The sequence below is a fragment of the Pseudomonas sp. MPR-R2A5 genome, assembly GCF_058793055.1.
The window spans coordinates 222,456-245,119 of record NZ_JBXAFK010000005.1; the positions used below are offsets into that span (position 1 = coordinate 222,456).

Annotated in this window: 24 protein-coding genes; 14 read left to right on the plus strand and 10 right to left on the minus strand. The window is 62.8% G+C overall.

What is annotated here, in order from left to right; translation table 11 throughout:
* Positions 1-141: 141 nt before the first annotated feature.
* Positions 142-285: a hypothetical protein gene (locus AC1Q6I_RS06450; RefSeq protein ID WP_173903835.1), complete on the plus strand. Its 144-nt coding sequence runs from the start codon at positions 142-144 to the stop codon at positions 283-285.
* Here the strand turns inward: AC1Q6I_RS06450 and AC1Q6I_RS06455 are convergent, their stop codons facing one another.
* Positions 286-852 (minus strand): hypothetical protein, encoded by a 567-nt coding sequence (locus AC1Q6I_RS06455; protein WP_102625589.1) that lies wholly within the window; start codon positions 850-852, stop codon positions 286-288.
* 133 nt (positions 853-985) lie between these two features.
* On the opposite strand from AC1Q6I_RS06455, the gene AC1Q6I_RS06460 reads away from it, so the two are divergent.
* The 6 genes from AC1Q6I_RS06460 (at position 986) to AC1Q6I_RS06485 (ending at position 7,365) form a co-directional block, all read left to right on the plus strand.
* Positions 986-1,708 (plus strand): GntR family transcriptional regulator, encoded by a 723-nt coding sequence (locus AC1Q6I_RS06460; RefSeq protein ID WP_069075453.1) that lies wholly within the window; start codon positions 986-988, stop codon positions 1,706-1,708.
* Complete coding sequence (locus tag AC1Q6I_RS06465; RefSeq protein ID WP_069075452.1) at positions 1,705-2,493, plus strand: SDR family oxidoreductase; 789 nt, start codon at positions 1,705-1,707, stop codon at positions 2,491-2,493. Before AC1Q6I_RS06460 ends, AC1Q6I_RS06465 begins: the two co-directional genes overlap by 4 nt.
* Before the next feature lie 79 nt (positions 2,494-2,572).
* The gene (kce, locus tag AC1Q6I_RS06470) at positions 2,573-3,505 is read left to right on the plus strand and encodes a 3,5-dioxohexanoate:acetyl-CoA acetone transferase (RefSeq protein ID WP_024074022.1); all 933 of its coding nucleotides are present in this window, start codon (positions 2,573-2,575) and stop codon (positions 3,503-3,505) included.
* A 202-nt stretch (positions 3,506-3,707) separates the two neighbouring features.
* Complete coding sequence (locus AC1Q6I_RS06475; protein WP_069075451.1) at positions 3,708-4,586, plus strand: SMP-30/gluconolactonase/LRE family protein; 879 nt, start codon at positions 3,708-3,710, stop codon at positions 4,584-4,586.
* A 74-nt stretch (positions 4,587-4,660) separates the two neighbouring features.
* Positions 4,661-5,983, plus strand: a complete 1,323-nt coding sequence (locus AC1Q6I_RS06480) for an MFS transporter (protein ID WP_024074024.1) — start codon at positions 4,661-4,663, stop codon at positions 5,981-5,983.
* A 56-nt stretch (positions 5,984-6,039) separates the two neighbouring features.
* Positions 6,040-7,365, plus strand: coding sequence for an MFS transporter (locus AC1Q6I_RS06485; protein ID WP_024074025.1), 1,326 nt, complete (start codon positions 6,040-6,042; stop codon positions 7,363-7,365).
* Here the strand turns inward: AC1Q6I_RS06485 and AC1Q6I_RS06490 are convergent.
* Positions 7,320-7,565, minus strand: a complete 246-nt coding sequence (locus AC1Q6I_RS06490; protein ID WP_069075450.1) for a hypothetical protein — start codon at positions 7,563-7,565, stop codon at positions 7,320-7,322. The two genes, AC1Q6I_RS06485 and AC1Q6I_RS06490, sit on opposite strands and share 46 nt — an antisense overlap.
* A gap of 59 nt (positions 7,566-7,624) precedes the next feature.
* Between AC1Q6I_RS06490 and AC1Q6I_RS06495 the strand changes: the two genes are divergently transcribed.
* Together AC1Q6I_RS06495 and AC1Q6I_RS06500 are read left to right on the plus strand one after the other, a co-directional pair.
* On the plus strand, positions 7,625-8,548 hold the full coding sequence (locus tag AC1Q6I_RS06495; protein WP_024074026.1) for a LysR substrate-binding domain-containing protein: 924 nt from the start codon (positions 7,625-7,627) through the stop codon (positions 8,546-8,548).
* A 55-nt stretch (positions 8,549-8,603) separates the two neighbouring features.
* Positions 8,604-8,966 carry a 5-carboxymethyl-2-hydroxymuconate Delta-isomerase gene (locus tag AC1Q6I_RS06500; protein ID WP_024074027.1) on the plus strand — a complete coding sequence of 121 codons (363 nt, stop codon included), beginning with the start codon at positions 8,604-8,606 and terminating at the stop codon, positions 8,964-8,966.
* Between the two features lie 16 nt (positions 8,967-8,982).
* Here AC1Q6I_RS06500 and AC1Q6I_RS06505 read toward each other — a convergent pair whose 3' ends face one another.
* The 4 genes from AC1Q6I_RS06505 to AC1Q6I_RS06520 all read right to left on the minus strand — a co-directional run bounded on the left by AC1Q6I_RS06505 (position 8,983) and on the right by AC1Q6I_RS06520 (position 14,661).
* Positions 8,983-9,918, minus strand: coding sequence for a LysR family transcriptional regulator (locus AC1Q6I_RS06505; RefSeq protein WP_041161118.1), 936 nt, complete (start codon positions 9,916-9,918; stop codon positions 8,983-8,985).
* 137 nt (positions 9,919-10,055) lie between these two features.
* Entirely contained in the window at positions 10,056-11,243 is a 1,188-nt protein-coding gene (locus tag AC1Q6I_RS06510; RefSeq protein WP_102625587.1) for a cyanate transporter, read from the minus strand.
* Positions 11,244-11,596: 353 nt separating this feature from the next.
* The gene (locus tag AC1Q6I_RS06515) at positions 11,597-13,039 is read right to left on the minus strand and encodes an aldehyde dehydrogenase family protein (protein ID WP_102625656.1); all 1,443 of its coding nucleotides are present in this window, start codon (positions 13,037-13,039) and stop codon (positions 11,597-11,599) included.
* Complete coding sequence (locus AC1Q6I_RS06520; protein WP_102625655.1) at positions 13,036-14,661, minus strand: 5-guanidino-2-oxopentanoate decarboxylase; 1,626 nt, start codon at positions 14,659-14,661, stop codon at positions 13,036-13,038. The genes AC1Q6I_RS06515 and AC1Q6I_RS06520 overlap by 4 nt, the downstream gene beginning before the upstream one ends.
* 111 nt (positions 14,662-14,772) lie before the next feature.
* On the opposite strand from AC1Q6I_RS06520, the gene AC1Q6I_RS06525 reads away from it, so the two are divergent.
* Positions 14,773-15,651 carry a LysR substrate-binding domain-containing protein gene (locus AC1Q6I_RS06525; RefSeq protein WP_024074032.1) on the plus strand — a complete coding sequence of 293 codons (879 nt, stop codon included), beginning with the start codon at positions 14,773-14,775 and terminating at the stop codon, positions 15,649-15,651.
* A gap of 54 nt (positions 15,652-15,705) precedes the next feature.
* On the opposite strand, the gene AC1Q6I_RS06530 is transcribed toward AC1Q6I_RS06525, so the two are convergent.
* Positions 15,706-16,320 (minus strand): NAD(P)-dependent oxidoreductase, encoded by a 615-nt coding sequence (locus AC1Q6I_RS06530; protein ID WP_069075447.1) that lies wholly within the window; start codon positions 16,318-16,320, stop codon positions 15,706-15,708.
* 34 nt (positions 16,321-16,354) lie between these two features.
* Positions 16,355-17,221 (minus strand): MBL fold metallo-hydrolase, encoded by an 867-nt coding sequence (locus tag AC1Q6I_RS06535; protein ID WP_102625654.1) that lies wholly within the window; start codon positions 17,219-17,221, stop codon positions 16,355-16,357.
* A gap of 104 nt (positions 17,222-17,325) precedes the next feature.
* Between AC1Q6I_RS06535 and AC1Q6I_RS06540 the strand changes: the two genes are divergently transcribed.
* Both AC1Q6I_RS06540 and AC1Q6I_RS06545 read left to right on the plus strand, forming a co-directional pair.
* The gene (locus tag AC1Q6I_RS06540) at positions 17,326-18,231 is read left to right on the plus strand and encodes a LysR family transcriptional regulator (RefSeq protein WP_102625653.1); all 906 of its coding nucleotides are present in this window, start codon (positions 17,326-17,328) and stop codon (positions 18,229-18,231) included.
* A 100-nt stretch (positions 18,232-18,331) separates the two neighbouring features.
* Positions 18,332-18,508 carry a hypothetical protein gene (locus tag AC1Q6I_RS06545; RefSeq protein ID WP_168232272.1) on the plus strand — a complete coding sequence of 59 codons (177 nt, stop codon included), beginning with the start codon at positions 18,332-18,334 and terminating at the stop codon, positions 18,506-18,508.
* Between the two features lie 74 nt (positions 18,509-18,582).
* Here AC1Q6I_RS06545 and AC1Q6I_RS06550 read toward each other — a convergent pair whose 3' ends face one another.
* Complete coding sequence (locus AC1Q6I_RS06550) at positions 18,583-19,470, minus strand: helix-turn-helix domain-containing protein (protein ID WP_102625652.1); 888 nt, start codon at positions 19,468-19,470, stop codon at positions 18,583-18,585.
* A 189-nt stretch (positions 19,471-19,659) separates the two neighbouring features.
* On the opposite strand from AC1Q6I_RS06550, the gene pobA reads away from it, so the two are divergent.
* Entirely contained in the window at positions 19,660-20,844 is a 1,185-nt protein-coding gene (pobA, locus tag AC1Q6I_RS06555) for a 4-hydroxybenzoate 3-monooxygenase (RefSeq protein ID WP_172831376.1), read from the plus strand.
* A 66-nt stretch (positions 20,845-20,910) separates the two neighbouring features.
* Positions 20,911-22,428, plus strand: coding sequence for an MDR family MFS transporter (locus AC1Q6I_RS06560; RefSeq protein ID WP_069075446.1), 1,518 nt, complete (start codon positions 20,911-20,913; stop codon positions 22,426-22,428).
* Between the two features lie 54 nt (positions 22,429-22,482).
* Here AC1Q6I_RS06560 and AC1Q6I_RS06565 read toward each other — a convergent pair.
* Positions 22,483-22,664 (minus strand): hypothetical protein (locus AC1Q6I_RS06565; RefSeq protein ID WP_218274077.1); only part of this gene is annotated, 182 nt, incomplete at its 5' end.

Below are 22,664 nucleotides of genomic sequence, written 5' to 3' on the forward strand. Positions count from 1 at the left end.
GTGGCTGACACATTTAGAAATGATAAGTGAGTTATTTGGATGTATTGATGCGTGCAGATTATCAATCCGCGAGCCCGCCCCAAATGACTGCCGTGTTCTATGCTTGCAGGTGTGTCCAATTCTTACGGATGGGAGGTGGCTATGGGTAATGAACCGAAGCGTCAAGAGCAACCGAAGCGTGAGCAACCCCGGCGATACGAAGAGGAAAAACCCCAGACCTGGAAGCATCCGAACGATGGAACGGAGCTGCCCGAGCGCGATCAGGAGCGTCCGCTCAAGCCCTGATCAATGTTCGATCGAGGGCAAAAAGCAACCTTGATGTGCCATGAACTGCCTCCACGAATAGCGCTCCGTGGGGGCAGGTGTTACCTGGGTCGGGGTCTCGAATTTAACCAGCGAGGCACCGGTATCGGCATTAATCACCTCAACGCGACACCAGCCGCTGTCGCTGTCCGCAATCCCGCCTTTGAGCAGGTAACGCCCCTGGGCGGCGAACTCAGTGTTGAACTCGATCACACAGCGCCGCCCGGCGCTCGCCAGGCCCGACACGATCAGGTGCAGCGCTTGGTTGGCGGCGATGTCCACGTAACCGTCGGGGCGCGAAGTGGTGCCGTGCACGGCAAATAATGCGGTTTCCTGACTCGGCGTTCCCACCCTGCCTTCCAGGCACTCATGATCCGTCGAAACGCTGACAGACAGCCCTTCGTTGTAGCTGTCGTGGGTGCTCAATTCACTTTTGACCTGTGCTCGGGGGCCGTCGAGCGGTGCCTTATAGGGCGCCATGGCCGTGCATCCGGCCAACAGCAGCGGGAGCACAACGCAGTGGATTTTCATCAGGGGGTCAGCGTCCATTCCAGAGGGTATTCATGATCAACAGGGGCCAACTCTGTGACAAGTGTGCTGTCGTGGGTTTGGGAAATTATTTGACATATTTGATTTGTGATCACATATTGTCGCCATAAGAACGACAACACAGGTTTGCCTCATGACAGATGGTCCGCTTCTCCTGCCCACCCTGCGCCAGGTGTCCCGCGATACCTTGCAAGACCAGGTCTATCGCCAGATCCGCGAAGCCTTGATGAGTGGCCGTTTCCAGCCTGGCCAGAAACTCACCATCCGTGGCCTGGCCGAAGCGCTTGGCTCCAGCCCCATGCCAGTGCGCGAAGCGCTGCAACGCCTCAGTGCCGAAAACGCCTTTGAAGTCACGGAAACCTCCCGTCTGCGCGTACGCATGATGACGGTCGAACGCCTGCGCGAAATTCGCGATGCGCGGGTCGCCCTCGAAGGGCTGCTGGCGGAAAAGGCCGTGTTGCTCCTGCAAAAGGCTGACCTCGACGAAATCACCGACCTGTGCGAGCAGATGCAGCACGCCGCCGATGAAGTCGACGTGTCGCGCTACCTGTGGACCAACTTCGCGTTCCACCGGCGCATCTACGCTGTGGCCCAGGCCGAATTGACCATGGCCGCCGTGGAAAACTTCTGGCTGCACATGGGCCCCTGCTTTGCCCTGGTCGCCCCCGATAAAGCTCACCTGCAACGCTCGATGGAGGCGCATACGCGCATCGTTGAGGCCCTGGCTGCCCGCGATGGCGCCGGTGCCCGCGCGGCGGTGACCGATGACATCATGCAGGCCGCCGACTCGCTGGCGCGCCTGCTCGTCAAGAACGACCGTTCGCGGTCGTCTGCTTCAGGAGGTAAACGGGCATGAGTGTCCTACAACGGTTGCAGCCCTATCCTGGGTTACGTGTGTTGATTTCCGGCGGGGCTGCCGGCATCGGTGAAGTCGTGGCGGCGGCGTACCTCGAAGCCGGTGCCCAGGTGCATGTGTGTGATGTCAGCGAACCGGCCCTGGCGGCCTTTCGCGATAAATACCCAGGCACCGTCGCCACGCGTGCCGACGTCAGCGAGGCCGCGCAGATCGAAGCCGTGTTCACGGTGCAGCGCGAGCAATTCGGCGGCCTGGATGTGCTGGTCAACAATGCCGGGATCGCCGGGCCCACCGGCGGGATCGATGCGATCAGCGACGCCGAATGGCAAGCCACCATCAACATCAACCTGACTGCGCAATATCGGTTTGCCCACCACGCGGTGCCGATGCTCAAGGAATCCTCCCACGGCCACCTGTTGCATATCGCCTCGGTGGCGGGGCGCCTGGGCTACGCGTGGCGCACGCCGTATGCGGCGACCAAATGGGCGATTGTCGGCCTGATGAAATCCCTGGCCTCGGAGTTGGGCGAGAGTGATATCCGCGTCAACGCCTTGCTGCCTGGCATTGTCGAAGGCCCGCGCATGGACGGTGTGATTCGCGCCCGTGCCGAACAGGTCGGCGTGCCGGAAGCCGAGATGCGCCAGGAGTACCTCAACAAGATTTCCCTCAAGCGCATGGTCACCGCCGAAGACGTCGCGGCCATGGCCTTGTTTCTCTGTTCGCCCGCCGCCCGCAACGTGACCGGCCAAGCGATCAGCGTCGACGGTAACGTCGAGTACCTGTAAGCCGCACGCGCGTCGCCAAGGAAGAACCCACCGCTGCACCGGGATTTTTTTTCATAAGAATAAAAGTCGGAGAATCGTCATGCCCAAAAATCGCCCTGTGATCATTACCTGCGCCGTCACCGGCGCCATTCATACGCCGTCGATGTCGCCGCATTTGCCGATCACTGCCCAGGAAATCGCCGCCGCCGCCATCGGTGCCGCCCAAGCGGGTGCGGCCATTGTCCACCTGCATGCCCGCGACCCGCTTGACGGTCGCCCCAGCCAGGACCCGGCGCTGTTCGCTGAATTCCTGCCGCACATCAAGGCCGCCAGCGACGTGGTGATCAACATCACCACGGGTGGCGCGCCCACCATGGGCGTGGAAGAACGCCTGCAACCGGTGATGCAGTTCAAGCCGGAACTGGCCTCGCTGAACATGGGCTCGATGAACTTCGGCCTGTACGAAATGCTCAACCGCTTTACCGAGTTCAAGCACGACTGGGAACGCCCGTACCTCGAAGAAAGTGACGACCGGATCTTTCGCAATACCTTCCGCGACATCGCCCATATTCTCAATTCGTGCGCCGAGAACCGCACCCGTTTCGAGATCGAGTGCTACGACATCGGCCACCTCTACACCGCCGCGCACTTCCTGGAGCGGGGCCTGCTCAAGCCGCCGTTGTTTATCCAGTCGGTGTTCGGCCTGCGGGGCGGCATCGGTGGTCACCCCGAAGACCTGGCGCACATGCGGCGCACCGCCGACCGCCTGTTTGGCGATGACTACGTGTGGTCGATCCTCGGTGCCGGGCGTGGGCAAATTCCGCTGGCGACCATGGGCCTGTCCATGGGCAGTAACGCCCGTGTCGGCCTGGAGGATTCGTTGTGGGACGGCCCAGGCAAGTTGGCGGCGTCGAATGCCGACCAGGTGCGGCGCATTCGCACGGTGATCGAAGCCCTCGGCCATCGCGTCGCCACGCCGGATGAAGCGCGGGAAATCCTCGGGCTCAAGGGGCGTGACCAGGTCAACTTCTAACCCACAACTGAGGTCGCGCCCCGGTGATATTCACCGATCCACTGTAGGAGCGAGCTTGCTCGCGAAAAACGCCAAGACACCGCGTTACACCAGGCAGCACGCGTTATCGTTGACGTTTTTCGCGAGCAAGCTCGCTCCTACAAGGGGTTACCCATCTGGGCGTGGCCTGCATCCCGCACAACAACAATAAGGGGATCACACCATGCGTATCGAAGTGCTTGTGGACGTCAAGACCACCCTGGGCGAAGGCCCGGTGTGGGACGTCGAACAACAACGGCTGTACTGGATCGACAGCGCCGACGGCCGCATCCTGCGCTGCACCGAAGACGGTCGCGAACTGCGGGCCTGGGACGTGGGCCAGAAGATCGGCTCCATGGCCCTGCGCCATACCGGCGAGGCGGCCATCGTTGCCCTGCAAAACGGCGTGCACAGCCTGGACCTGGCCAGTGGCGAACTGGCCCTGATCCAGGACCCGGAACCGCACCTGCCGAACAACCGCCTCAACGACGGCAAGGTCGACCGCCAGGGCCGCTTTGTCTTCGGCTCCATGGACACCCTGGAAGACAGCCCCAGCGCCAAGCTCTATCGCCTCGACCCCGACCTGAGCCTGCACACCCTGGACGAAGGCATCATCGTGTCCAATGGTCCGTGCTGGAGCCCGTCCGGCGAAACCTTCTACTTCTGCGACACCTGGTCCGGCGAGATCTGGGCGTATGACTACGACCTCGCCAGCGGCGCCGTGAGCAACCGACGCACCTTCGCCAAGGTCGATACCGCCGCTGGCGGTGCGGCCGACGGCTGCACCGTGGATGCCGAAGGCTGCCTGTGGCAGGCGCTGGTCTATGCCGGGCAACTGGTGCGCTACACCCCTGATGGGCAGGTCGATCGGGTGATCCCGATGCCGGTGAAAAAGGTCACCAGCCTGACCTTCGGCGGGCCAAACCTGGACACCCTGTTCGTGACCTCCATGGCCAGGCCGCCGCTGCCGCGTTTTCCGGCCGACGGTCAGCAGCGCGGTGCGTTGTTCGCGATCAGCGGGCTGGGCGTGCAAGGAATAGCCGAGCGAAGGTTCGCCAGCTAGCGCGTTTTTTCAACCAGGCACCTTCCTTCCGCAACCTTGTGTCAGTGCGCGCCCTCGCGCGCCTGGAGAGGCCCATGGCAACTTTAAAAAAAGCGTCGCTGCGCAGCATTCACCGGCATTCCTGGGTGTCGCTGCTGGTCTGCTGGATGATCTGGATCCTCAACGCCTACGACCGTGAGATCGTGTTGCGGCTGGGGCCGACCATCTCCAAGCATTTCGATTTGTCGGCTGATCAGTGGGGCACCGTGGCCACGGTGGTCATGCTCGCGCTGGCCTTGCTGGATATCCCCGGTTCGATGTGGAGCGACCGCTACGGCGGGGGGTGGAAACGTGCGCGGTTCCAGGTGCCGTTGGTGCTCGGCTACACGGCGATTTCGTTTCTGTCGGGCTTCAAAGCCTTGAGCGGCAACCTCGCGACGTTTATCGCCCTGCGTGTCGGCGTCAACCTTGGCGCCGGCTGGGGCGAGCCGGTCGGCGTGAGCAACACCGCCGAATGGTGGCCGGTGGAGCGGCGCGGGTTTGCCCTGGGCGCGCACCACACCGGTTACCCGATCGGCGCGATGCTCAGTGGCATCGTCGCCAGCTTTGTCATCACGGTGTTTGGCGAGGACAACTGGCGCTACGTGTTCTTCTTCGCTTTCGTGGTCGCGCTGCCGCTGATGATCTTCTGGGCGCGATACTCCACTGCCGAGCGCATCACCGCGCTGTACGTCGACATCGCCGCCAAAGGCATGACCCCACCGGACAACACCCCGGCCAGCCAGATCAAGGGTGATGCCTGGCGCACCTTTGTCGCCACCTTGCGCAATCGCAACATCGCCCTGACGGCGGGTAACACGATGCTCACGCAGGTGGTGTACATGGGCGTCAACATCGTGCTGCCGGCCTACCTCTACAACATCGCCGGGCTGTCGCTGGCGGAGTCGGCGGGGATGAGCGTGGTGTTCACGCTCACCGGCATTCTCGGGCAACTGGTGTGGCCGTCGCTGTCGGACATCATCGGCCGCCGTACCACCCTGATCATCTGCGGGCTGTGGATGGCGGCGAGTGTCGGCGCGTTTTACTTCGCCAACACCCTGACCCTGATCATCGTCGTGCAACTGCTGTTCGGCCTGGTGGCCAACGCGGTGTGGCCGATCTACTACGCAGTGGCCTGTGACTCGGCCGAGTCGTCGGCAACCTCCACCGCCAACGGCATCATCACCACGGCGATGTTTATCGGCGGTGGCCTGGCGCCGGTGCTGATGGGCAGCCTGATCGCCATGGGCGGCGGCTGGACCACCTTGCATGGCTACACCGTGTGTTTCTTCGTGATGGCCGGCTGCGCCCTGGGCGGTGCTGTGCTGCAACTGTTTTCCCATCGCCCGCGGGCCATGGCCGTGCAACTTCAACCCTAGAACAACATTGATGCGCCCCCCAGCCAGGCTGGCGGGGCGCCAGGAGGAACTGCCCGATGACTACCGCCACCCCGGCCCGCGAACCGCAGGCGCTGAACAAGCTGATGTTCGCCAAGCTGATGCCCTTGCTGATCATCGCCTACATCCTGAGTTTCCTCGACCGCACCAACATCGCCCTGGCCAAGCACCACCTGGACGTCGACCTGGGCATTTCCGCCGCGGCCTACGGGCTGGGGGCGGGGCTGTTTTTCCTCACGTATGCCCTGTCGGAAATCCCCAGCAACCTGATCATGCACAAGGTCGGCGCGCGGTTCTGGATCGCCCGCATCATGGTGACCTGGGGCCTGATCTCGGCGGCCATGGCGTTTGTGCAGGGCGAGACCTCGTTCTACGTGTTGCGCCTGCTGCTGGGCATCGCCGAAGCCGGTTTGTTTCCCGGCGTCATGCTCTATCTGACGTACTGGTTCAACCGTGAACAGCGGGCGCGGGCCACCGGCTATTTCCTGCTCGGCGTGTGCTTTGCCAACATTATCGGCGGCCCGGTGGGCGCGGCGTTGATGCGCATGGACGGCCTGCTCGGCTGGCACGGCTGGCAGTGGATGTTCCTGCTCGAAGGCTTGCCGGCGGTGGCATTTGCCTGGGTGGTATGGCGCAAGTTGCCGGACCGTCCGAGCAAGGCCCCGTGGTTGACGGCGGACGAGGCGCGCGGGATCGAACAGCGTATTGCCCAGGAAACGGAAGAGGGCGCCGGCGAAGGCGGGCACTCGTTGAAAAACTGGCTGACCCCACAAATCCTGCTGGCGATCTTTGTGTATTTTTGCCATCAGATCACCGTCTACACCGTGATCTTTTTCCTGCCGAGCATCATCAGTAAATACGGTGAACTGAGCACCATGAGCGTCGGCCTGCTGACCTCGTTGCCGTGGATCGCGGCGGCACTTGGCGCGGTACTGATCCCGCGGTTTGCCACCACGCCGGGGCGTTGTCGTCGACTGTTGGTCACGGGGTTGCTGACCATGGCGCTGGGCCTGGGCATTGCGTCGGTGTCGGGGCCTGTCTTCAGCCTGTTGGGCTTCTGCCTGTCGGCGGTGATGTTTTTCGTGGTGCAGTCGATCGTGTTTCTCTACCCGGCGTCGCGGCTCAAGGGCGTGGCGCTGGCCGGTGGCCTCGGGTTCGTCAACGCCTGTGGCCTGCTGGGCGGGTTTGTCGGGCCTTCGGTGATGGGGGCGATCGAGATGAGTACCGGCAACGCGATGAACGGTTTGAAGGTGATCGCCGTGGTGCTGGTGGTCGCCGCGCTGGCTGCGCTGCGTTTGCGTCAGGGCCAGGAGGTGTATCAGACGAGCAATGAGGTCGGAAACCCCGAAGCGAGTACCAGGTAAGCCACCACGGCTGCCAGGCATAAACCGACGAACACGCGCAGCAATGTCCTGGCAGTGGGGTGGGCGATGAACTTGATGGCCCACAGCAAAACCCCGCTGACCAGGACGCTTAAGGCGAAAATGAACAGCACGACAGTATTCCTGTGACCCTGGACTGCTGATTTATAGTCCCAAAGCCCCAGGATGAACAGTGCGCGCATAGACGCAGCTCCTCGAGCTTTCTAAACTGCGGCTTGTCGTGGGGAAAGGGCAGGCGCCGATGAATCGCAATGAATTACGCAAGGCCGACATCAACCTGATGGTGGTCTTCGAAGCACTGATGCTCGAGCGCAATGTGACGAGGGTGGCGGAGAAGCTGTTTCTCGGCCAGCCGACCATCAGTTCGGCGCTTAACCGTCTGCGGACCTTGTTCAACGACCCCCTGTTCATTCGTGTCGGCCACCGCATGGAGCCCACGGCCCGCGCCGAGGAGATCATCCAGCATCTGTCACCGGCCCTGGATTCACTGTCTTCGGCCCTGAGCCTGACCCATGATTTCGACCCGTCCATCAGCACCATGACCTTTCGCATCGGCCTGTCCGATGATGTGGAGTTCGGCCTGTTGCCGCCGTTGCTGCGTGCCTTGCGCCAGGAAGCGCCGATGGTGGTGTTCGTGGTGCAGCACGTGGACTACTGGCGTATCCCCGACCTGCTGGCCTCCGGCGATATCACCGTCGGCATCACCCAGACCCGTGGCCTGCCGGCCAACGCCAAGCGCAAGCTGCTGCGCCATATCCGCCCACGCCTGCTGCGTGCCGACGCTTCTGACAGGCCGCTGACCCTCGATGAATATTGCGCGCGGCCCCATGTGCTGGTGTCCCACACCGCCAACGTGTCGGGGTTCGCCGATGAGTGGCTGGCGGAAATCGGCCGCAAGCGCCATGTGGTGCTGTCGGTGCCGCAATACAGCGCGCTGCCTGCACTGCTGGCCGGTACTGACCTGATCGCCAGCCTGCCGGACTACACCGCCGAAGCCATGGCCGTGTCCGGCAACCTGTTCTGTGAGCCGTTCCCGTTCGAGACGCCGACCCTGGACTTGTCCATGGTCTGGCTCAGCCATGTGGACACCGACCCGGCCGAGCGTTGGGTGCGTTCGCGGCTGGAGGCGTTCATGAGTGATCGCGGCCTGGGGAAGAAGGCCTGAGGCTTTTATCCGTGGTATATCTACGAACCTTTCTACGAATGACTCGGAGTCATCCATGCCACACCTGAACCTGGAATACACCGCCAACCTGACCAACCTGGCCGTCGAGAAGACCTTGTTGCGGCTCAACAATGTGCTGATGGCGTCCGGGCAGTTCGGTTCCGAGTTCGATATCAAAAGCCGCGCCGTGAAGGTCGAGAGTTTTCAGGTGGGTACCTCCCTCAGCCCGCGCGGTTTCGTCGCGGTGAAGCTGTCGCTGCTCAGCGGGCGGTCGCCGCAGGTCAAGCAGCAATTGTCGCAAAGCCTGCTGACCGCATTGCAGGATCTGGGCGACTGGCCGGCGGATATACAGGTTCAGCTCAGCGTGCAGCTGGTCGACATGGATCGCGATTCCTACAGCAAAGTCGCTATCGGCTAACCCCCCCCACAGGGCGTTAGAGTAATCCCTGGTCCGCGCACACCTTCACCACCTGTTCCCTGAACCAGGTATTGGCGCTGTCCTGCCCACTGCTTTCATTCCATTGCATATCCAGGGTGAACCCCGGCAACCCGTTGGGCGCCTCGCAATGGCCGAACACCTCCGGCTGTGCCAGCAGCTTCTGCACGCGGCGCGGCAGGGTAACGATAAAGTCGGTGCCGGTGATCATCTTCAAGGCGGCGCTGTAGCTGTTGGCCCGGGCGATCACCTGGCGCTTGTGGGCCTGGCGCGCCAGCCAGCCGTCGATCATGTTGGTGTCGGAGGTCCACGGCGTGGGGAACACATGGCGTCGTTCGACGAAGGATTGCAGGCTGAACGTGGACTCCCGGGGCGCCGCGCATTTGTCGAAAACGCACACCAGGTCGTCCTCCAGCAGCATCTGGGTCTTGAAGTCCTTGTGGGCGCGATGAAAGTGCGGGCCGAAGCAGATCACCAGGTCGAGGCGGCCTTCGCGCAGGTCATCGGCGGGGATATCGGCTTCCAGCTTCTGCACATTGACGATCACCGGCAGGTCGGCCTGGTCGAAGTTTTTCAACAGGCGCGGCAGGATCAGTTGTTCGAAATATTCCGGGGCACAGACATTGAAGGTCACCGCCTTCTGCGTCGGGTCGAAGGCCTGACCACCGGCGTGGCACAGGTTGATGCTCTCGAGGATCTTCTGCACATGGCCGTACATGGTGGTGGCCTTGTACGTCGGACGCATGCCCGCCCGCGTGTTGATAAACAGCTCGTCTTCGAAGCTGGTGCGCAGCTTTTTCAAGCTGTAGCTCACGGTGGACTGGCTGACGAACAGCGTTTCTGACACTTCGGTAACGCTGCTCTGGTCGTAGACGGCGATAAACACCATCAAGTCCTGCATATCAAGCTTTCTGAGCAAGTTACTGTTTAGCATCCATTCCATCCGGTAAGCCTTGGCACTGTGGCAGCGCGCGACGAGGGCAAAAGCTTAACGGAACGGACGTACCAATAGAAAGCTCTGTAGGTCGTTTCTATGTTTCGTGTGGGACAAATACTGTTTGCAACACGACCTCAGCGAATATGTTGTGCGTACTGCTTGGGGTTGAAGCGCGTGACGATCAGCAGCATCACCACGATCACTGCCGTCAGCGACCACCAGGCCCATTCGAAGCTGCCCAGTTGATCGCGGATCATCCCGGCGATCAGGGGGGACAGGCCGGCGATCAGGTAGCCAATGCCTTGCACAAACGCGGTGAGGCCGCCGGCGCGGCGGGGGTTGTCGAGGTGGTCCAACGACAGGATCAGGCTCATCGGGAACAGCCCGCCAATGCCCAGGCCCAGCAGGCACGGCCACAGCAGGCTGAGGTGTTGCGGGCTGATGATCAAGCCGCAGAAACCGAGGATGATCAGCACCAGCAACACGGCCACCACCCCGCGTTTGTCTCGGCGGCGGTTGGCGATGGCCGGGGTGACCAGGCCGGACACCACCTCCATGGCGGTCAGGAACCCCAGCAGCAACCCGGCGTGCTGTTCACTCCAGCCTTGCTCCACGTAGTACGGCGCCAACCACGCCAGCACGCAGGTGTAGGACGCGGTGCCCAGGCCAAAAAAGACCGCCAGCAACCAGGCGCGACCATTGCCGAAAAATGATTCCTGCGGGCCGCCGCTGGCCTGGGGCAAGGGCGCCAGGCCCGAGCGCTGCCCACACCAGAACACCACGGCCACCAGCGCGAGCAGCGCCCAGATGGCCAGGCCGATACGCCAGCTGCCGGTGTGTACCTGCACGAACGGCGAGAACGACGCCGCCAGCGCCGCGCCGCCCATGATGGCGGTGACGTACAGGCCCATGAACAGCGAAACGTTGTCACTGAACCGCGACTTGATCAGCGCCGGCATCAACGCCTGGATCATCGCGATACCCACGCCGGCAGCGATGGCGCTGACGATCAGTTCGAGGGCCGAATCCAGGAACAGCCGCGACACCGTCGCCAACCCAATCACCAGCAGCGACAGCACAATGCTGCGATGCTCGCCAAAACGCTTGGCCAGGCCCATGCCGAAAAACATCGCCAGGCCCATGGCCATGACCGGCAACATGGTCAGCAACGCCGCACTGCTGAAGCTCAACGGCACCTCGCCGCGAATCGACGACAACAACGGCCCCACGGCGGCCATCGATGGGCGCAGGTTAAGGGCGACGAGTACCACGCTGATCATCAGCCAAACGGCGGTGGTGGGTTTTGCCTGAACGTTTTCCATGGGCCTGCCTTGTGGGAACAAGGGCGAATCAGGCCACGCATGGGGGAGGGGGGCAAATGAGAAAGTCGCTGGGGCTATCTAAAAATTGCAGTTAACGGACACACCGCCAATCAAAATGTGAGAGGCCCACTACCTGTTTGACATAGCGCTGCAACCCCTGTGGCGAGCGGGCTTGCCCCGCGTTGGGCTGCGCAGCCGCCCCAAAACCAGCCGCCCCTGCAACGTCTGATACACCGCATTCTGCTGTATTGGGGCTGCTGCGCAGCCCAACGCGGGGCAAGCCCGCTCGCCACAATAAGCTCGCTTGCCACAACAACCCGCTCGCCACAGGGGCTGCCGTTTGCTCTGCGCCGTCAGTGAGACCGAATCACATGCTTGATCTCCTGGAACGTCGCCAGCCCCCACGGGCCCAGCTCACGGCCGATACTGCTCTGCTTGTAACCACCCCACGCGGTTTGCGGGAAGATCACCTGCGGGGCGTTGATCCACACCATCCCGGCCTGCAAGGCATTCGCCACGCGCTCGGTGGTCTCGACGCTACGGCTGACCACGCTGGCCACCAGGCCGAACTCGCTGTCGTTGGCCAGGGCAACGGCCTCTTGCTCAGTGGCAAAAGGTCGTACACACAGCACCGGGCCGAAGATTTCTTCGTTCCACAACGCACTGTCCAATGGCACGTCGGTAAACACCGTCGGGCGAATGAAGTAGCCCTTCGCCAGATTCGCCGGGCGTTCACCGCCACACAACAAGCGCGCGCCAGCCTCAACGCCGCGCTGGATATGCCCCAGCACCCGCTGATACTGCGCACGGTTGATCAGCGCGCCCATTTCCACATCCTCGGCAAACGGGTCGGCCACGCGAATGCTGTCAGCCCGTGCCTGCAAACGCTGCAGGAATTCATCCGCCAGGCTGTCCGCCACCAGCACGCGACTGGTGGCCGAACACATCTGCCCTGCGTTGAAAAAACCACCGCCACAGGCCAGTTCCACCGCCAGGTCGAGGTCGGCATCCGCCAGCACCAGCAATGAGGACTTACCGCCCAACTCCAGGCTCACACCCTTGATGGTTTCGGCGGCGCGTTGCATCACCTGCACGCCCACGGCGTTGCTGCCGGTGAAGGAAATCTTGGCCACGCGACGGTCTGCTGCCAGCGGCGCGCCCACGGCCAAACCGGTGCCGCAGACCAGGTTGAACACACCCGCAGGGAAGCCGGCGGCGGCAATGATTCGCGCCAGTTGCAACTCCGCCAAGGGGGTGACTTCCGACGGCTTGAGCACCACGCAGCAGCCGGCGGCGAGGGCTGGGGCGAGTTTCCAGGCGGTGGTGACCATCGGGAAATTCCACGGCACGATCAGCCCCACCACGCCGCACGGTTCGCGGCGCAGGCGGGCGCTGAAGGCATCGCTGGGCAACGCCACCGGACAGTCCTGCGCGGCATCCATCCCTTCGGCGACAGTGGCGTAGTACTCGAAGGTGGCGATCACGTCGTCCACATCGATCCCCGCTTCAAACAGGGGCTTGCCGTTGTTGCTCGACTGCAACTGCATCAGGGGTTCACGTTGCTCGCTGACACCCTGGGCGACCTTGCGCAACAGCGCGCCGCGCTCGCGCCCGGTGGTTTTCGCCCAGTCGATAAACGCCGCGCTGGCAGCGTCGACCGCCTGGGTCACGGCACGCGCGTCACCCACGCTGACCTGCGCCAGGCAGGCCTCGGTGGCCGGGTTGATCACCTCCAGCACCTCATGGCCCGCGCGCCACGCCCCATCGATATACACACCGTTCAATACCGCACTCATACCGCCACCTCGTTCATCCACAGCCCTTGGTCGATTTCAATCAGTGTCGGCCCCTCGCGATCAGCCGCGGCGCGTAAGGCCATGCGCAGCGAAGCGGGGCCTTGGATGCGCTCGGCGGCGCAGCCCAGCCCCTTGGCCACGGCGACGAAGTCCGGGGTGTAGATGTCTACGCCGACCGGCTCGATGGCACGGTTGAGCATGTATTTCTTGATTTCTTCATAGCCCTGGTTATTCCACAGCAGCACGATAATCGGCGTGCGCGCTTCCACCGCGCTGGCCAGTTCCGGCAGGCTGAATTGCAGCCCGCCGTCGCCGATCAGGCACACCACCGGCTGCCCATCGCCACGCCCGAGCCAGGCGCCGATGGCGGCGGGGAGGGCGTAGCCCAAGGTGCCGTAGCCGGTGGACGAATTGAACCAGCGGCGTGGGTGGTCGGGGTTCAGGGTCAGGTTGCCGCTGTACACCGGTTGGGTGGAGTCACCCACGATCACCGCGCCGGGCAGCGCTTGCAGGACCGTGTTGAGAAACACGCTTTGCGCGCGGGTGGCGGCGTCCCAGGTCGGCGTCAGGTCGGCCCACAGCCGCGTCACGCGTTGAGCGCCCCAGTCGTTGCGGCGAGGCGGCAGGGGTTGGCGGTTGAGTTCGGCCAGCAAGGCGTCGGCGGCGATGTGCGCGTCGGCCACCAGGGCCACCTGGGGCGGGTAGTTGCGCACGGTCTGGTCGGGGTCGATATCGATGCGCAGCAATGCGCCGGGGATCTCGAAGCCGCCGGCGAAGGTGACGTCATAGTCGGTCTCCGCCAGCTCCGTGCCGATGGCCAGCACCACATCGGCCTCGGCAACCAGGGCGCGGGTGGCCACCAGGCTTTGCGTGGAACCGATCAACAACGGGTGCGCGCCGGGCAGCATGCCCTTGGCGTTGATCGTCAGGGCGACCGGTGCGCCGAGGGTTTCGGCCAGGCGGGTCAATGCCGGGGCGGCATCGATGGCGCCACCACCGGCCAGGATCAACGGGCGTTGGGCGGCGGCGAGCAACTGGCTCATCTGCTGGATCGCCGCCGGCGCCGCACCGGCACGCGCGATGCTGACTGGCGCAGTGCCCAGCAGCGCATCGGCGTTTTCCACCAACACATCCAACGGAATTTCGATATGCACCGGGCGCGGCCGAGCGGCCTGGAACAGTGCAAACGCGCGCGCCAGTACCGTGGGCAATTCTGCCGCCGACATCAGGGTATGGGAGAACGCCGCCACGCCGGCCATCATCGCGCCCTGGTTCGGCAGTTCATGCAGTTTGCCGCGCCCGCCGCCCAATTGGCTGCGCGATTGCACGCTGGAAATCACCAGCATCGGGATCGAGTCGGCATAGGCCTGGCCCATGGCCGTGGTGATATTGGTCATGCCGGGGCCGGTGATGATGAAACACACTCCCGGCTTGCCGCGGGTGCGCGCATAACCGTCGGCCATAAAGCCGGCACCTTGCTCATGACGCGGGGTCACGTGGCGGATGCTGGAGCGGGCCAGGCCGCGGTACAGCTCCACGGTATGTACGCCGGGGATACCAAACACCTGTTCTACGCCGTAGCGTTCCAGGAGGTGGACCAATACTTCGCCGCAGGTCGCCATTGATGTCGCTCTTGTCGGGGATTCGAGGCGGTATTGGAACGGTTGGCCCGTAGCGGTAACAATCGATAAAAAGTCATACTAGCCATGTCCCCACGTCATGGCTCAGCCCTTATGAAACGCCTTCCGCCGCTGCCCGCGTTGCATACCTTCTGGGTCACTGCACAGTGCTGCAATTTCACCCGTGCTGCCGAGCAACTGCACATTACCCAGGGCGCGGTGAGCCGACAGGTCGCCGGGCTGGAAAGCCACCTGGGTTATGCGCTGTTCCTGCGCCAGGCACGCGGCCTGAGCCTGACCGACGAAGGTCGCGAATGGTCGCTGCGTGCGCAACAGGTGTTTGGCCTGCTGGGGGATGCGGTGGAGCAGATCGGCAGCCGCCGCGCGACCCTGCAACTCAAGGCGTCCACCTGCGTGATGCGCTGGCTGTTGCCGCGCTTGATGCAATGGCAACGGGAGCGCCCGGATGTGCCGGTGGAACTCACCACCACCGTGGCTTACACCGTGGATTTTCGCCGGGAGCGATTCGATGCGGCGGTGATCTACGCGCCCATCGCCGAGCAATCGGCCGAAGCGCGGCATTTATTCGATGAGCAACTCACCCCGGTCTGCGCACCGGCGCTGCTCGCCGGTTTGCACACCCCGGCGGATTTACAGCAACAGGTGTTGCTGCACCCCACGCGGGATGAGCGCGATTGGGCGAGGTGGCTCAAGGCGGCGGACACGCGGTTGAGCAATTTGAGCCAGGGGCATCATTTCGAGACGTTGGATTTGGCGATGAATGTTGCCTCGCAGGGCTCCGGGGTTGCGATGGGCGACAGTGCGTTGATGGGCGAGGATCTCAAGGCGGGGCGGTTGGTGATGCCGTTTGAACTGCGGGTGCCGACGGGGAAGGGGTATTACCTGGTGTATCCACCGGGAACGGTGCCGTCGGCCGGGCTCGAAGCGCTGATGGATTGGTTGGTGAGCCAGGCACAATTTCCAGAACACTGAAGGGCAAATGTGGGAGGGGGCTTGCCCCCTCCCACATTCCTTGACCGAGTTGCCTCAGTAACCGACGGTAAAGCGCTGGCGCGAGTGCTTCGGTGTTTCCACTTCGTCAATCATCGCGATGGCGTAGTCGGCAAAGCTGATTGAGCTTGTACCCTCACTGCTCACCAGCAAGTCGTCCTGGCCCAGGCGGAATTTACCGGTGCGTTCGGTGCCATCGAACAAGGCCGACGGCGACAGGAACGTCCAATCCAGCTCTTTTTCCTGGCGCAGCACGTCGAGGAACGCCGCACCGGCACTGGCTTCGGCTTTGTATTCGGCAGGGAAGCCCTCGCTGTCGATCACTCGACCGCCACCCGGCAACAGCAGCGAACCCGCACCGCCCACCACCAGCAAGCGTTTTACCCCGGCTTTCTTCACCGGCTCGATCACGGCGCTGGCGGGCAGGGTGGCGAAGTGAGCCGCGCTGATGACCACGTCGCTGCCCGTGATGGCCTGTTGCAAGGCTTCGGCATCCAGTGCATCGACCTGTTTGACCGTGACGCCAGGGCGCACGGCCAGCTTGTCGATGTTGCGCGCCAGGGCGATGACGCTGTGCCCACGACGCAGTGCTTCTTCCAGCAGTTGGCTACCGGCGCGGCCGGTGGCTCCAATGATTGCGATCTTGCTCATGACGTTCTCCAGTACGGTTAAGGTTTGAAACGCTTCACCACTTCATTTCGCCCTTGGCGACCTTGGCGCTCAGGTCCAGCGAGCTTTCGTCGGCGAGGGTCGGGTAACGCTTTTTCATCGCCGCGATCAGCGCGGCGGAATCCTTGGCCTTGGCAGTCTCGGCGTCGAAGGCCTTGGTGTAGTCGGCGGTGAAGGCCACCGATTGCAGCGACGGGTTACCCAGGAAGTGCCCCGGAATCACCGTGCGCGGTTTCAGGTCTTCGATGCGTTGCAGGGTGGCCAGCCAATCCTGGTGGGATTGTGCGCTTTGGGTGTCCGCCATCCACAGGTGGATGTTGTCGGCGACGACCACACCGCCGACCACGGCCTTGATCGACGGAATCCAGACAAAGCTGCGATCCGGCTGCGGGCCGTCCAGGCCGATGACCTGCAGTGACTGCCCTTCAAGGCTCAGGCTATGGCCTTTCAACACCTGCGGCACGACGGTTTTGCCTGGCTTGTCGGCGCCCATTTTCGGGCCCCAGAATGCCAGCTTGCCGGCCACGGTGGCGTTGATATGGTCGATCACCGGTTGTGGCGCGACCACCTGGGCGTCGGGGAACGCGGCGGTCAGGGTGTCAAGGCCGAAGTAGTAGTCCGGGTCGCCATGGCTGATATAGATGGTGGTCAGGTGTTTGCCGCTGGCGCGGATTTTCTGCACCAGTTGTTCGGCCTGGCCCTTGCCGAATTGCGCGTCGACGAGGATCGCGTCTTTCGCACCGCTGACCAGCACCGAGCTGACGGGGAAGATCGCCGCCTCGCCGGGGTTGTACACGTCGAGGCTCAGGTCGGCCGCCGCAGCATGGGCGGCGAAGGCCAGGGCGGCGGTGGTCAGGGTCAAGCGTTTGAGGGTCGAGAGCATCGGGCAGTCCAGTCATCGGTAAAGGATGCACAGAGCTTAGTTGCACCAAACCCAACAAAAAATGCGATGCTGGGACATAGTTTGTTTCTAAAATCGGGCAAATCATGGATCGTCTTCAAGCAATGCGCGTGTTTGTCACGGTGGTGGATTTGGGCAGCCAGTCTGCCGCGGCCGACCATCTGGACCTGTCGCGCCCGGTGGTGTCGCGCTACCTGGCCGAACTCGAAGACTGGATCGGCGCGCGCTTGCTGCACCGCACCACACGCAAGCTCAGCCTGACGGCGGCCGGGAGTGAAACCCTGCCGCGCTGCCGACAGCTGTTGGAACTGTGCAGCGACATGCAGGCCGCCGTCAGCGAGCCGGATGACGCGCCCCGGGGCCTGCTGCGCCTGAGTGTGAGCACCTCGTTCGGCCAGGCGCAACTGGCCGAAGCGATCGCCGAGTACGTCCAGCGCTACCCGTTGGTGACCGTCGACCTGCAGATGCTCGACCGCACGGTGAACCTGGTGGACGAGCGCATCGACCTGGCCATTCGCACCAGCAATGACCTGGACCCCAACCTGATCGCTCGGCGCCTGACCATCTGCCGTTCTGTGGTGTGCGCCACGCCGGCGTATCTGCGCGAACATCCGGCCCCGCAGAAAGTCGAGGACCTGGCCCGGCACAACTGCCTGACCCACTCGTACTTCGGCAAAAGCCTGTGGCATTTCGAAGAACACGGCGAACATGTATCGGTGCCGGTGCACGGCACTATCACCGCCAACGAAGCCAGCACGTTGTTACGCGTGACGCTGGCCGGGGCGGGGGTGGTGATGTTGCCCAGCTACCTGGCTGGCGATCATATCCGCCGTGGCGAGCTGGTACGCCTGTTGCCCGAGGCCGAACCGCGACACCTGAACATCTACGCGGTATATGCCTCGCGCAAACACATGCCCTCGGCGTTGCGCAGCCTCCTGGATTTCCTGGTGCAGAGGTTTCCGGAAGAGCCTTCGTGGGACAAGGGGCTCTGACGCAACATCAGCCGGTTGAATGGCGTCCAATAATGGCAACTTGCCCTGGCTGGCCTATGCTTTAAACAGCACCTTCCAATGTTGTTCAGAGGTGAGGGCCATGACCATAAAAACCAGAAAATACCTGATGATTTTTACCCTCAGCGCATTGGCCACGGCGCTGTACGGGACTGCCGCCTACCGCGTCGAGCAAACCCGTATGCAGCCGAGCTTTGCGATCAGTTGCCATCAGGATCAATGCGTTCCGCACACCGGTAGCTTCAGCGCCTTGCGTTGAAAAGCGCAGTCGGTGTGGCTGGCTGTTATTGGGGACGCTTCGCGCCCCCAGCGTAAGCGAGCCAGCTGGCAGCGTCAGGTGTGTGCCGTTTCGGACTTGAGCTGCTCGCGAAACGCCTTGGGCGAAAACCCGACACGCCGGCGAAACAGCCGGGAGAAGTTGGTCGGGTCGGAAAACCCCAATACCTCCGACATCTCATTGATCGTCATGCTGGTGTAGGTCAACAGGCGCTTGGCCTCCAGCAATTGGCGGTCATGCATGATCTGCAACGCGGGCTGCCCGCCCAATTCCCGACAGGTGCCGTTCAAGTGTGAGACCGATATCCCCAGCTTGTGAGCCAGGTCTTCGATCTTCGGGTGCTCGCGGTAGTGCTGCTCCACCAACTGGGTAAAGCGCCGAAAGTATTCACGCCCCCGTGGTGCCCGTGGGTGGCGGCGCTGGATGGCCTGGCGACTGATCCATACCAGCAGCACGCTGACCAGGGCGTGCATCATCATGTCCCGGGCCGGTTGTTCATCGGCATATTCGTCCTGCAGGCGGGCGAACAGGTTGTTGAGGTAGTCGCTGTCCTCGCTGGCCGGGTAATTGCCCAGGGTCTGCAAGCCGTCCACCGCCGAGCCCAGTTGCGCTTGCAGGTGGCTGACCAGCGGCGCCGCCAAAGTCACCACGTAACCTTTCACGTCTTCGGCAAAGCGAAACCCATGCACACACAGCGGTGGCAGCACCTGCAAGGTCGCTTCGTTGAGCGTGGTGCGCTGGCCTTCGATTTCCAGTTGCGCCTGGCCTTGGTGCACGTACAACAACTGGCACAGATCCGCGTGCCGGTGGGGCTGGATTTCCCACTGGTATTCCCGACTGCGCCGGGAAATGGTTTCGCAGTGCAACAAATCAGGCGTCGGCCATTGCTGGCTTTCCCCGTAAAGCTTGAAGACCGGAATCGCAGAACTGGCAGGTTTGGTCATGGTTTCAATCCGATACTCAGGATAGTGGTTCGGTAATCGCACCGATTGGCAAAAAGCGCAGACTTTGACGCAGTTTTCACCTTCTTATAGCGGGCACTCAAGTGAAAAATGTTCGCAGCAAGACCAATGACAACTCTTTCACCTGATCCGTTCGGGTGAAGCTGGCGGGCCATAAAAATAATGAAAACGTTGAAAACCCAAGTCGCCATTATTGGCGCCGGTCCCTCCGGACTGCTACTCGGTCAACTGCTGCATAACGCCGGTATCCAAACCCTCATCCTTGAGCGCCAGAGCGCCGATTATGTGCAGGGCCGCATCCGTGCGGGGGTGCTGGAACAAGGTATGGTCGACCTGCTGCGCGAGGCGGGTGTGAGCCAGCGCATGGACGCCGAAGGGTTGGTCCATGACGGCTTCGAACTGGCGCTTGATGGCCAGCTTACCCACATCGACCTCAAGGCGCTCACCGGCGGCCAGTCGGTGATGATCTACGGCCAGACCGAAGTCACCCGCGACCTGATGGAAGCGCGTGCCGCTGGCGGTGCCATCACCCTCTACGAAGCCCGTGACGTCCAGCCCCATGACCTCAAAAGTGATCGACCCTGGCTGACCTTCGAGCATCAGGGCGAGACGTTCCGCCTGGAGTGCGATTACATCGCCGGGTGCGATGGCTACCATGGCATCGCTCGCCAATCGATCCCGGCCGAATCGTTGAAGGTGTTCGAGCGGGTCTATCCCTTTGGCTGGCTGGGTATCCTGGCCGATACGCCGCCGGTACATGCCGAACTGGTGTACGCCAAGCATCCACGCGGCTTTGCCCTGTGCAGCATGCGCTCACCGACGCGTAGCCGGTATTACCTGCAAGTGCCCGCCGACGAGCCCCTGGGTGAATGGTCGGACGAGCGTTTCTGGGATGAGCTCAAGACCCGCCTGCCCAGTCACCTGGCCGAGCAGTTGGTGACCGGGCCATCGATCGAGAAAAGCATCGCGCCGCTGCGCAGTTTCGTGGTGGAACCGATGCAATACGGACGCCTGTTCTTGCTCGGGGACGCGGCCCATATCGTGCCGCCCACCGGGGCCAAGGGCCTGAACCTGGCGGCGAGCGATGTGAGCACGCTGTATCGCATTTTGCTCAAGGTGTATGGCGAGGGGCGGGTGGAGTTGCTGGAAAACTACTCGGCAATCTGCCTGCGGCGGGTGTGGAAGGCCGAGCGGTTTTCCTGGTGGATGACCTCCATGCTGCATCAGTTTCCCGAGGCGGACGGGTTCAGCCAGCGCATTGCCGAGAGCGAGCTGGCCTACTTCAGCAGTTCACAAGCCGGTCGCAGAACCATCGCCGAAAATTACGTCGGACTTCCTTACGAAGCTATCGAATAGCCTGCTATCGTATCCAGCATTCCCGCGGGCCGCCTTTTCCCGCGGGGCTTGCTCGAAGGTTCTGCCGTGACCCAGCTCAATCAGCCCGCTCCCTCCGTTCCCGCCGTGCGCAGTGTTCTCGTCTCGTTGATGATGGCGATCTTCCTCGGTGCCCTGGACCAGACCATTGTCGCCGTGTCCATGCCGGCCATCTCCGCGCGGTTCCACGACGTTGACCTGCTGGCCTGGGTGATTTCCGGCTACATGGTGGCAATGACCGTGGCGGTGCCGATCTACGGCAAGCTCGGCGACCTGTACGGGCGCCGGCCGATGATGCTGATCGGCATGGGGTTGTTCACGCTGGCGTCGCTGTTCTGCGGCATGGCGCAAAGCATGGAGCAACTGGTGCTGGCGCGGATTCTCCAGGGCATTGGCGCCGGCGGGATGATTTCGGTGAGCCAGGCGATCATCGGCGACATCATCCCGCCACGCGAGCGCGGGCGCTACCAGGGCTATTTCAGCAGCATGTACGCGGTGGCCAGCGTGGCCGGGCCGGTGTTGGGCGGCTACATGACGGAGTACCTGTCGTGGCGTTGGGTGTTCCTGATCAACCTGCCCTTGGGCGCCGGCGCCTGGTACGTGGCCCATCGCACTCTGGTGGGGCTGCCGTCGCCGCAACGCAAGCCGATCATCGATTACCTTGGCACCGTGCTGATGATCATCGGCTTGACCGCGTTGTTGCTGGGCATCACCGAAATCGGCCAAGGCCATCCGTGGCGCGATGATGATGTGCTGGGGTTGCTGGCGTGTGCACTGCTGGCGTTGAGCGTGTTTGTCTGGCATGAGCGCCGCGCGCCAGAGCCATTGCTGCCGATGCACCTGTTTGCCAACCGCAGCGCGGTGCTGTGCTGGTGCACGATTTTCTTCACCAGCTTCCAGGCCATTTCCCTGACGGTGCTGATGCCGCTGCGGTTCCAGACGGTGACCGGTTCCGGTGCTGACAGCGCGGCCCTGCACTTGCTGCCGCTGGCGATCGGCTTACCGATAGGCGCCTACTGTGCCGGGCGCATGACCTCGGTGACCGGCCGCTATAAACCGATGATCGTCAGCGGCGCGTTGCTGAGCCCCTTGGCGATTCTCGGCATGGCTTTCAGCGCGCCCCAGGCGGTGGGGGTGACAGCGCTGTTCATGCTGTTGTGCGGGATCGCCGGGGGCATGCAGTTCCCCACCTCGTTGGTGGGGGCGCAGAACTCGGTGGAACAGCATGATATCGGTGTTGCCACCAGCACCACCAACCTGTTCCGTTCCCTGGGAGGCGCGGTGGGGGTGGCCTGCATGTCGGCGCTGTTGCTGGCGCTGCTGCAGGACTCGAGCTTCGCTCACCTGGCCAGTGGCGCGCTGATGGTCGAGGGCAGCTCCGGCAACGTGCTGCTCGATGGCCTGAACGCCGCTCCAGGCCCGGCGCAGGATGCCCTGCGCGGCGACTTGGCCGTGACGTTTCGGCATTTGCTGATGGTCAGTGCGGCGGTGTCGCTGCTGGGGTTGGCGGCGGCGATTGCGATGCCGAACCGGGTGTTGCGTGGTCGTGAAGACAAGGCTAAATGACTGACGGGGCGTGGTTAAAAGGGTGGGAGCTGGTAAGTCAGTTCTTATTAAGACTTAAAAGTTTTCCCTGAACGGCCGGATTTTTGTGGTGAGTGGGTTGTTGTGGCCAGCGGGCTTGTTGTGGCGAGCGGGCTTGCCCCGCGTTGGGCTGCGCAGCAGGGGGGTGTCAGAAATTTTGTGTTCGGGCATAACATGAGTAAGAGGTGCATGTATGCCAACCAAAAAGAAACCTGCGT

Bases quoted from the DNA above. Each gene is read 5' to 3' on its own strand.
- AC1Q6I_RS06450 (WP_173903835.1), top strand. From the start codon at position 142: ATGGGTAATGAACCGAAGCGTCAAGAGCAACCGAAGCGTGAGCAACCC.
- AC1Q6I_RS06455 (WP_102625589.1), bottom strand. From the start codon at position 852: ATGGACGCTGACCCCCTGATGAAAATCCACTGCGTTGTGCTCCCGCTG.
- AC1Q6I_RS06460 (WP_069075453.1), top strand. From the start codon at position 986: ATGACAGATGGTCCGCTTCTCCTGCCCACCCTGCGCCAGGTGTCCCGC.
- AC1Q6I_RS06465 (WP_069075452.1), top strand. From the start codon at position 1,705: ATGAGTGTCCTACAACGGTTGCAGCCCTATCCTGGGTTACGTGTGTTG.
- kce (WP_024074022.1), top strand. From the start codon at position 2,573: ATGCCCAAAAATCGCCCTGTGATCATTACCTGCGCCGTCACCGGCGCC.
- AC1Q6I_RS06475 (WP_069075451.1), top strand. From the start codon at position 3,708: ATGCGTATCGAAGTGCTTGTGGACGTCAAGACCACCCTGGGCGAAGGC.
- AC1Q6I_RS06480 (WP_024074024.1), top strand. From the start codon at position 4,661: ATGGCAACTTTAAAAAAAGCGTCGCTGCGCAGCATTCACCGGCATTCC.
- AC1Q6I_RS06485 (WP_024074025.1), top strand. From the start codon at position 6,040: ATGACTACCGCCACCCCGGCCCGCGAACCGCAGGCGCTGAACAAGCTG.
- AC1Q6I_RS06490 (WP_069075450.1), bottom strand. From the start codon at position 7,565: ATGCGCGCACTGTTCATCCTGGGGCTTTGGGACTATAAATCAGCAGTC.
- AC1Q6I_RS06495 (WP_024074026.1), top strand. From the start codon at position 7,625: ATGAATCGCAATGAATTACGCAAGGCCGACATCAACCTGATGGTGGTC.
- AC1Q6I_RS06500 (WP_024074027.1), top strand. From the start codon at position 8,604: ATGCCACACCTGAACCTGGAATACACCGCCAACCTGACCAACCTGGCC.
- AC1Q6I_RS06505 (WP_041161118.1), bottom strand. From the start codon at position 9,918: ATGCTAAACAGTAACTTGCTCAGAAAGCTTGATATGCAGGACTTGATG.
- AC1Q6I_RS06510 (WP_102625587.1), bottom strand. From the start codon at position 11,243: ATGGAAAACGTTCAGGCAAAACCCACCACCGCCGTTTGGCTGATGATC.
- AC1Q6I_RS06515 (WP_102625656.1), bottom strand. From the start codon at position 13,039: ATGAGTGCGGTATTGAACGGTGTGTATATCGATGGGGCGTGGCGCGCG.
- AC1Q6I_RS06520 (WP_102625655.1), bottom strand. From the start codon at position 14,661: ATGGCGACCTGCGGCGAAGTATTGGTCCACCTCCTGGAACGCTACGGC.
- AC1Q6I_RS06525 (WP_024074032.1), top strand. From the start codon at position 14,773: ATGAAACGCCTTCCGCCGCTGCCCGCGTTGCATACCTTCTGGGTCACT.
- AC1Q6I_RS06530 (WP_069075447.1), bottom strand. From the start codon at position 16,320: ATGAGCAAGATCGCAATCATTGGAGCCACCGGCCGCGCCGGTAGCCAA.
- AC1Q6I_RS06535 (WP_102625654.1), bottom strand. From the start codon at position 17,221: ATGCTCTCGACCCTCAAACGCTTGACCCTGACCACCGCCGCCCTGGCC.
- AC1Q6I_RS06540 (WP_102625653.1), top strand. From the start codon at position 17,326: ATGGATCGTCTTCAAGCAATGCGCGTGTTTGTCACGGTGGTGGATTTG.
- AC1Q6I_RS06545 (WP_168232272.1), top strand. From the start codon at position 18,332: ATGACCATAAAAACCAGAAAATACCTGATGATTTTTACCCTCAGCGCA.
- AC1Q6I_RS06550 (WP_102625652.1), bottom strand. From the start codon at position 19,470: ATGACCAAACCTGCCAGTTCTGCGATTCCGGTCTTCAAGCTTTACGGG.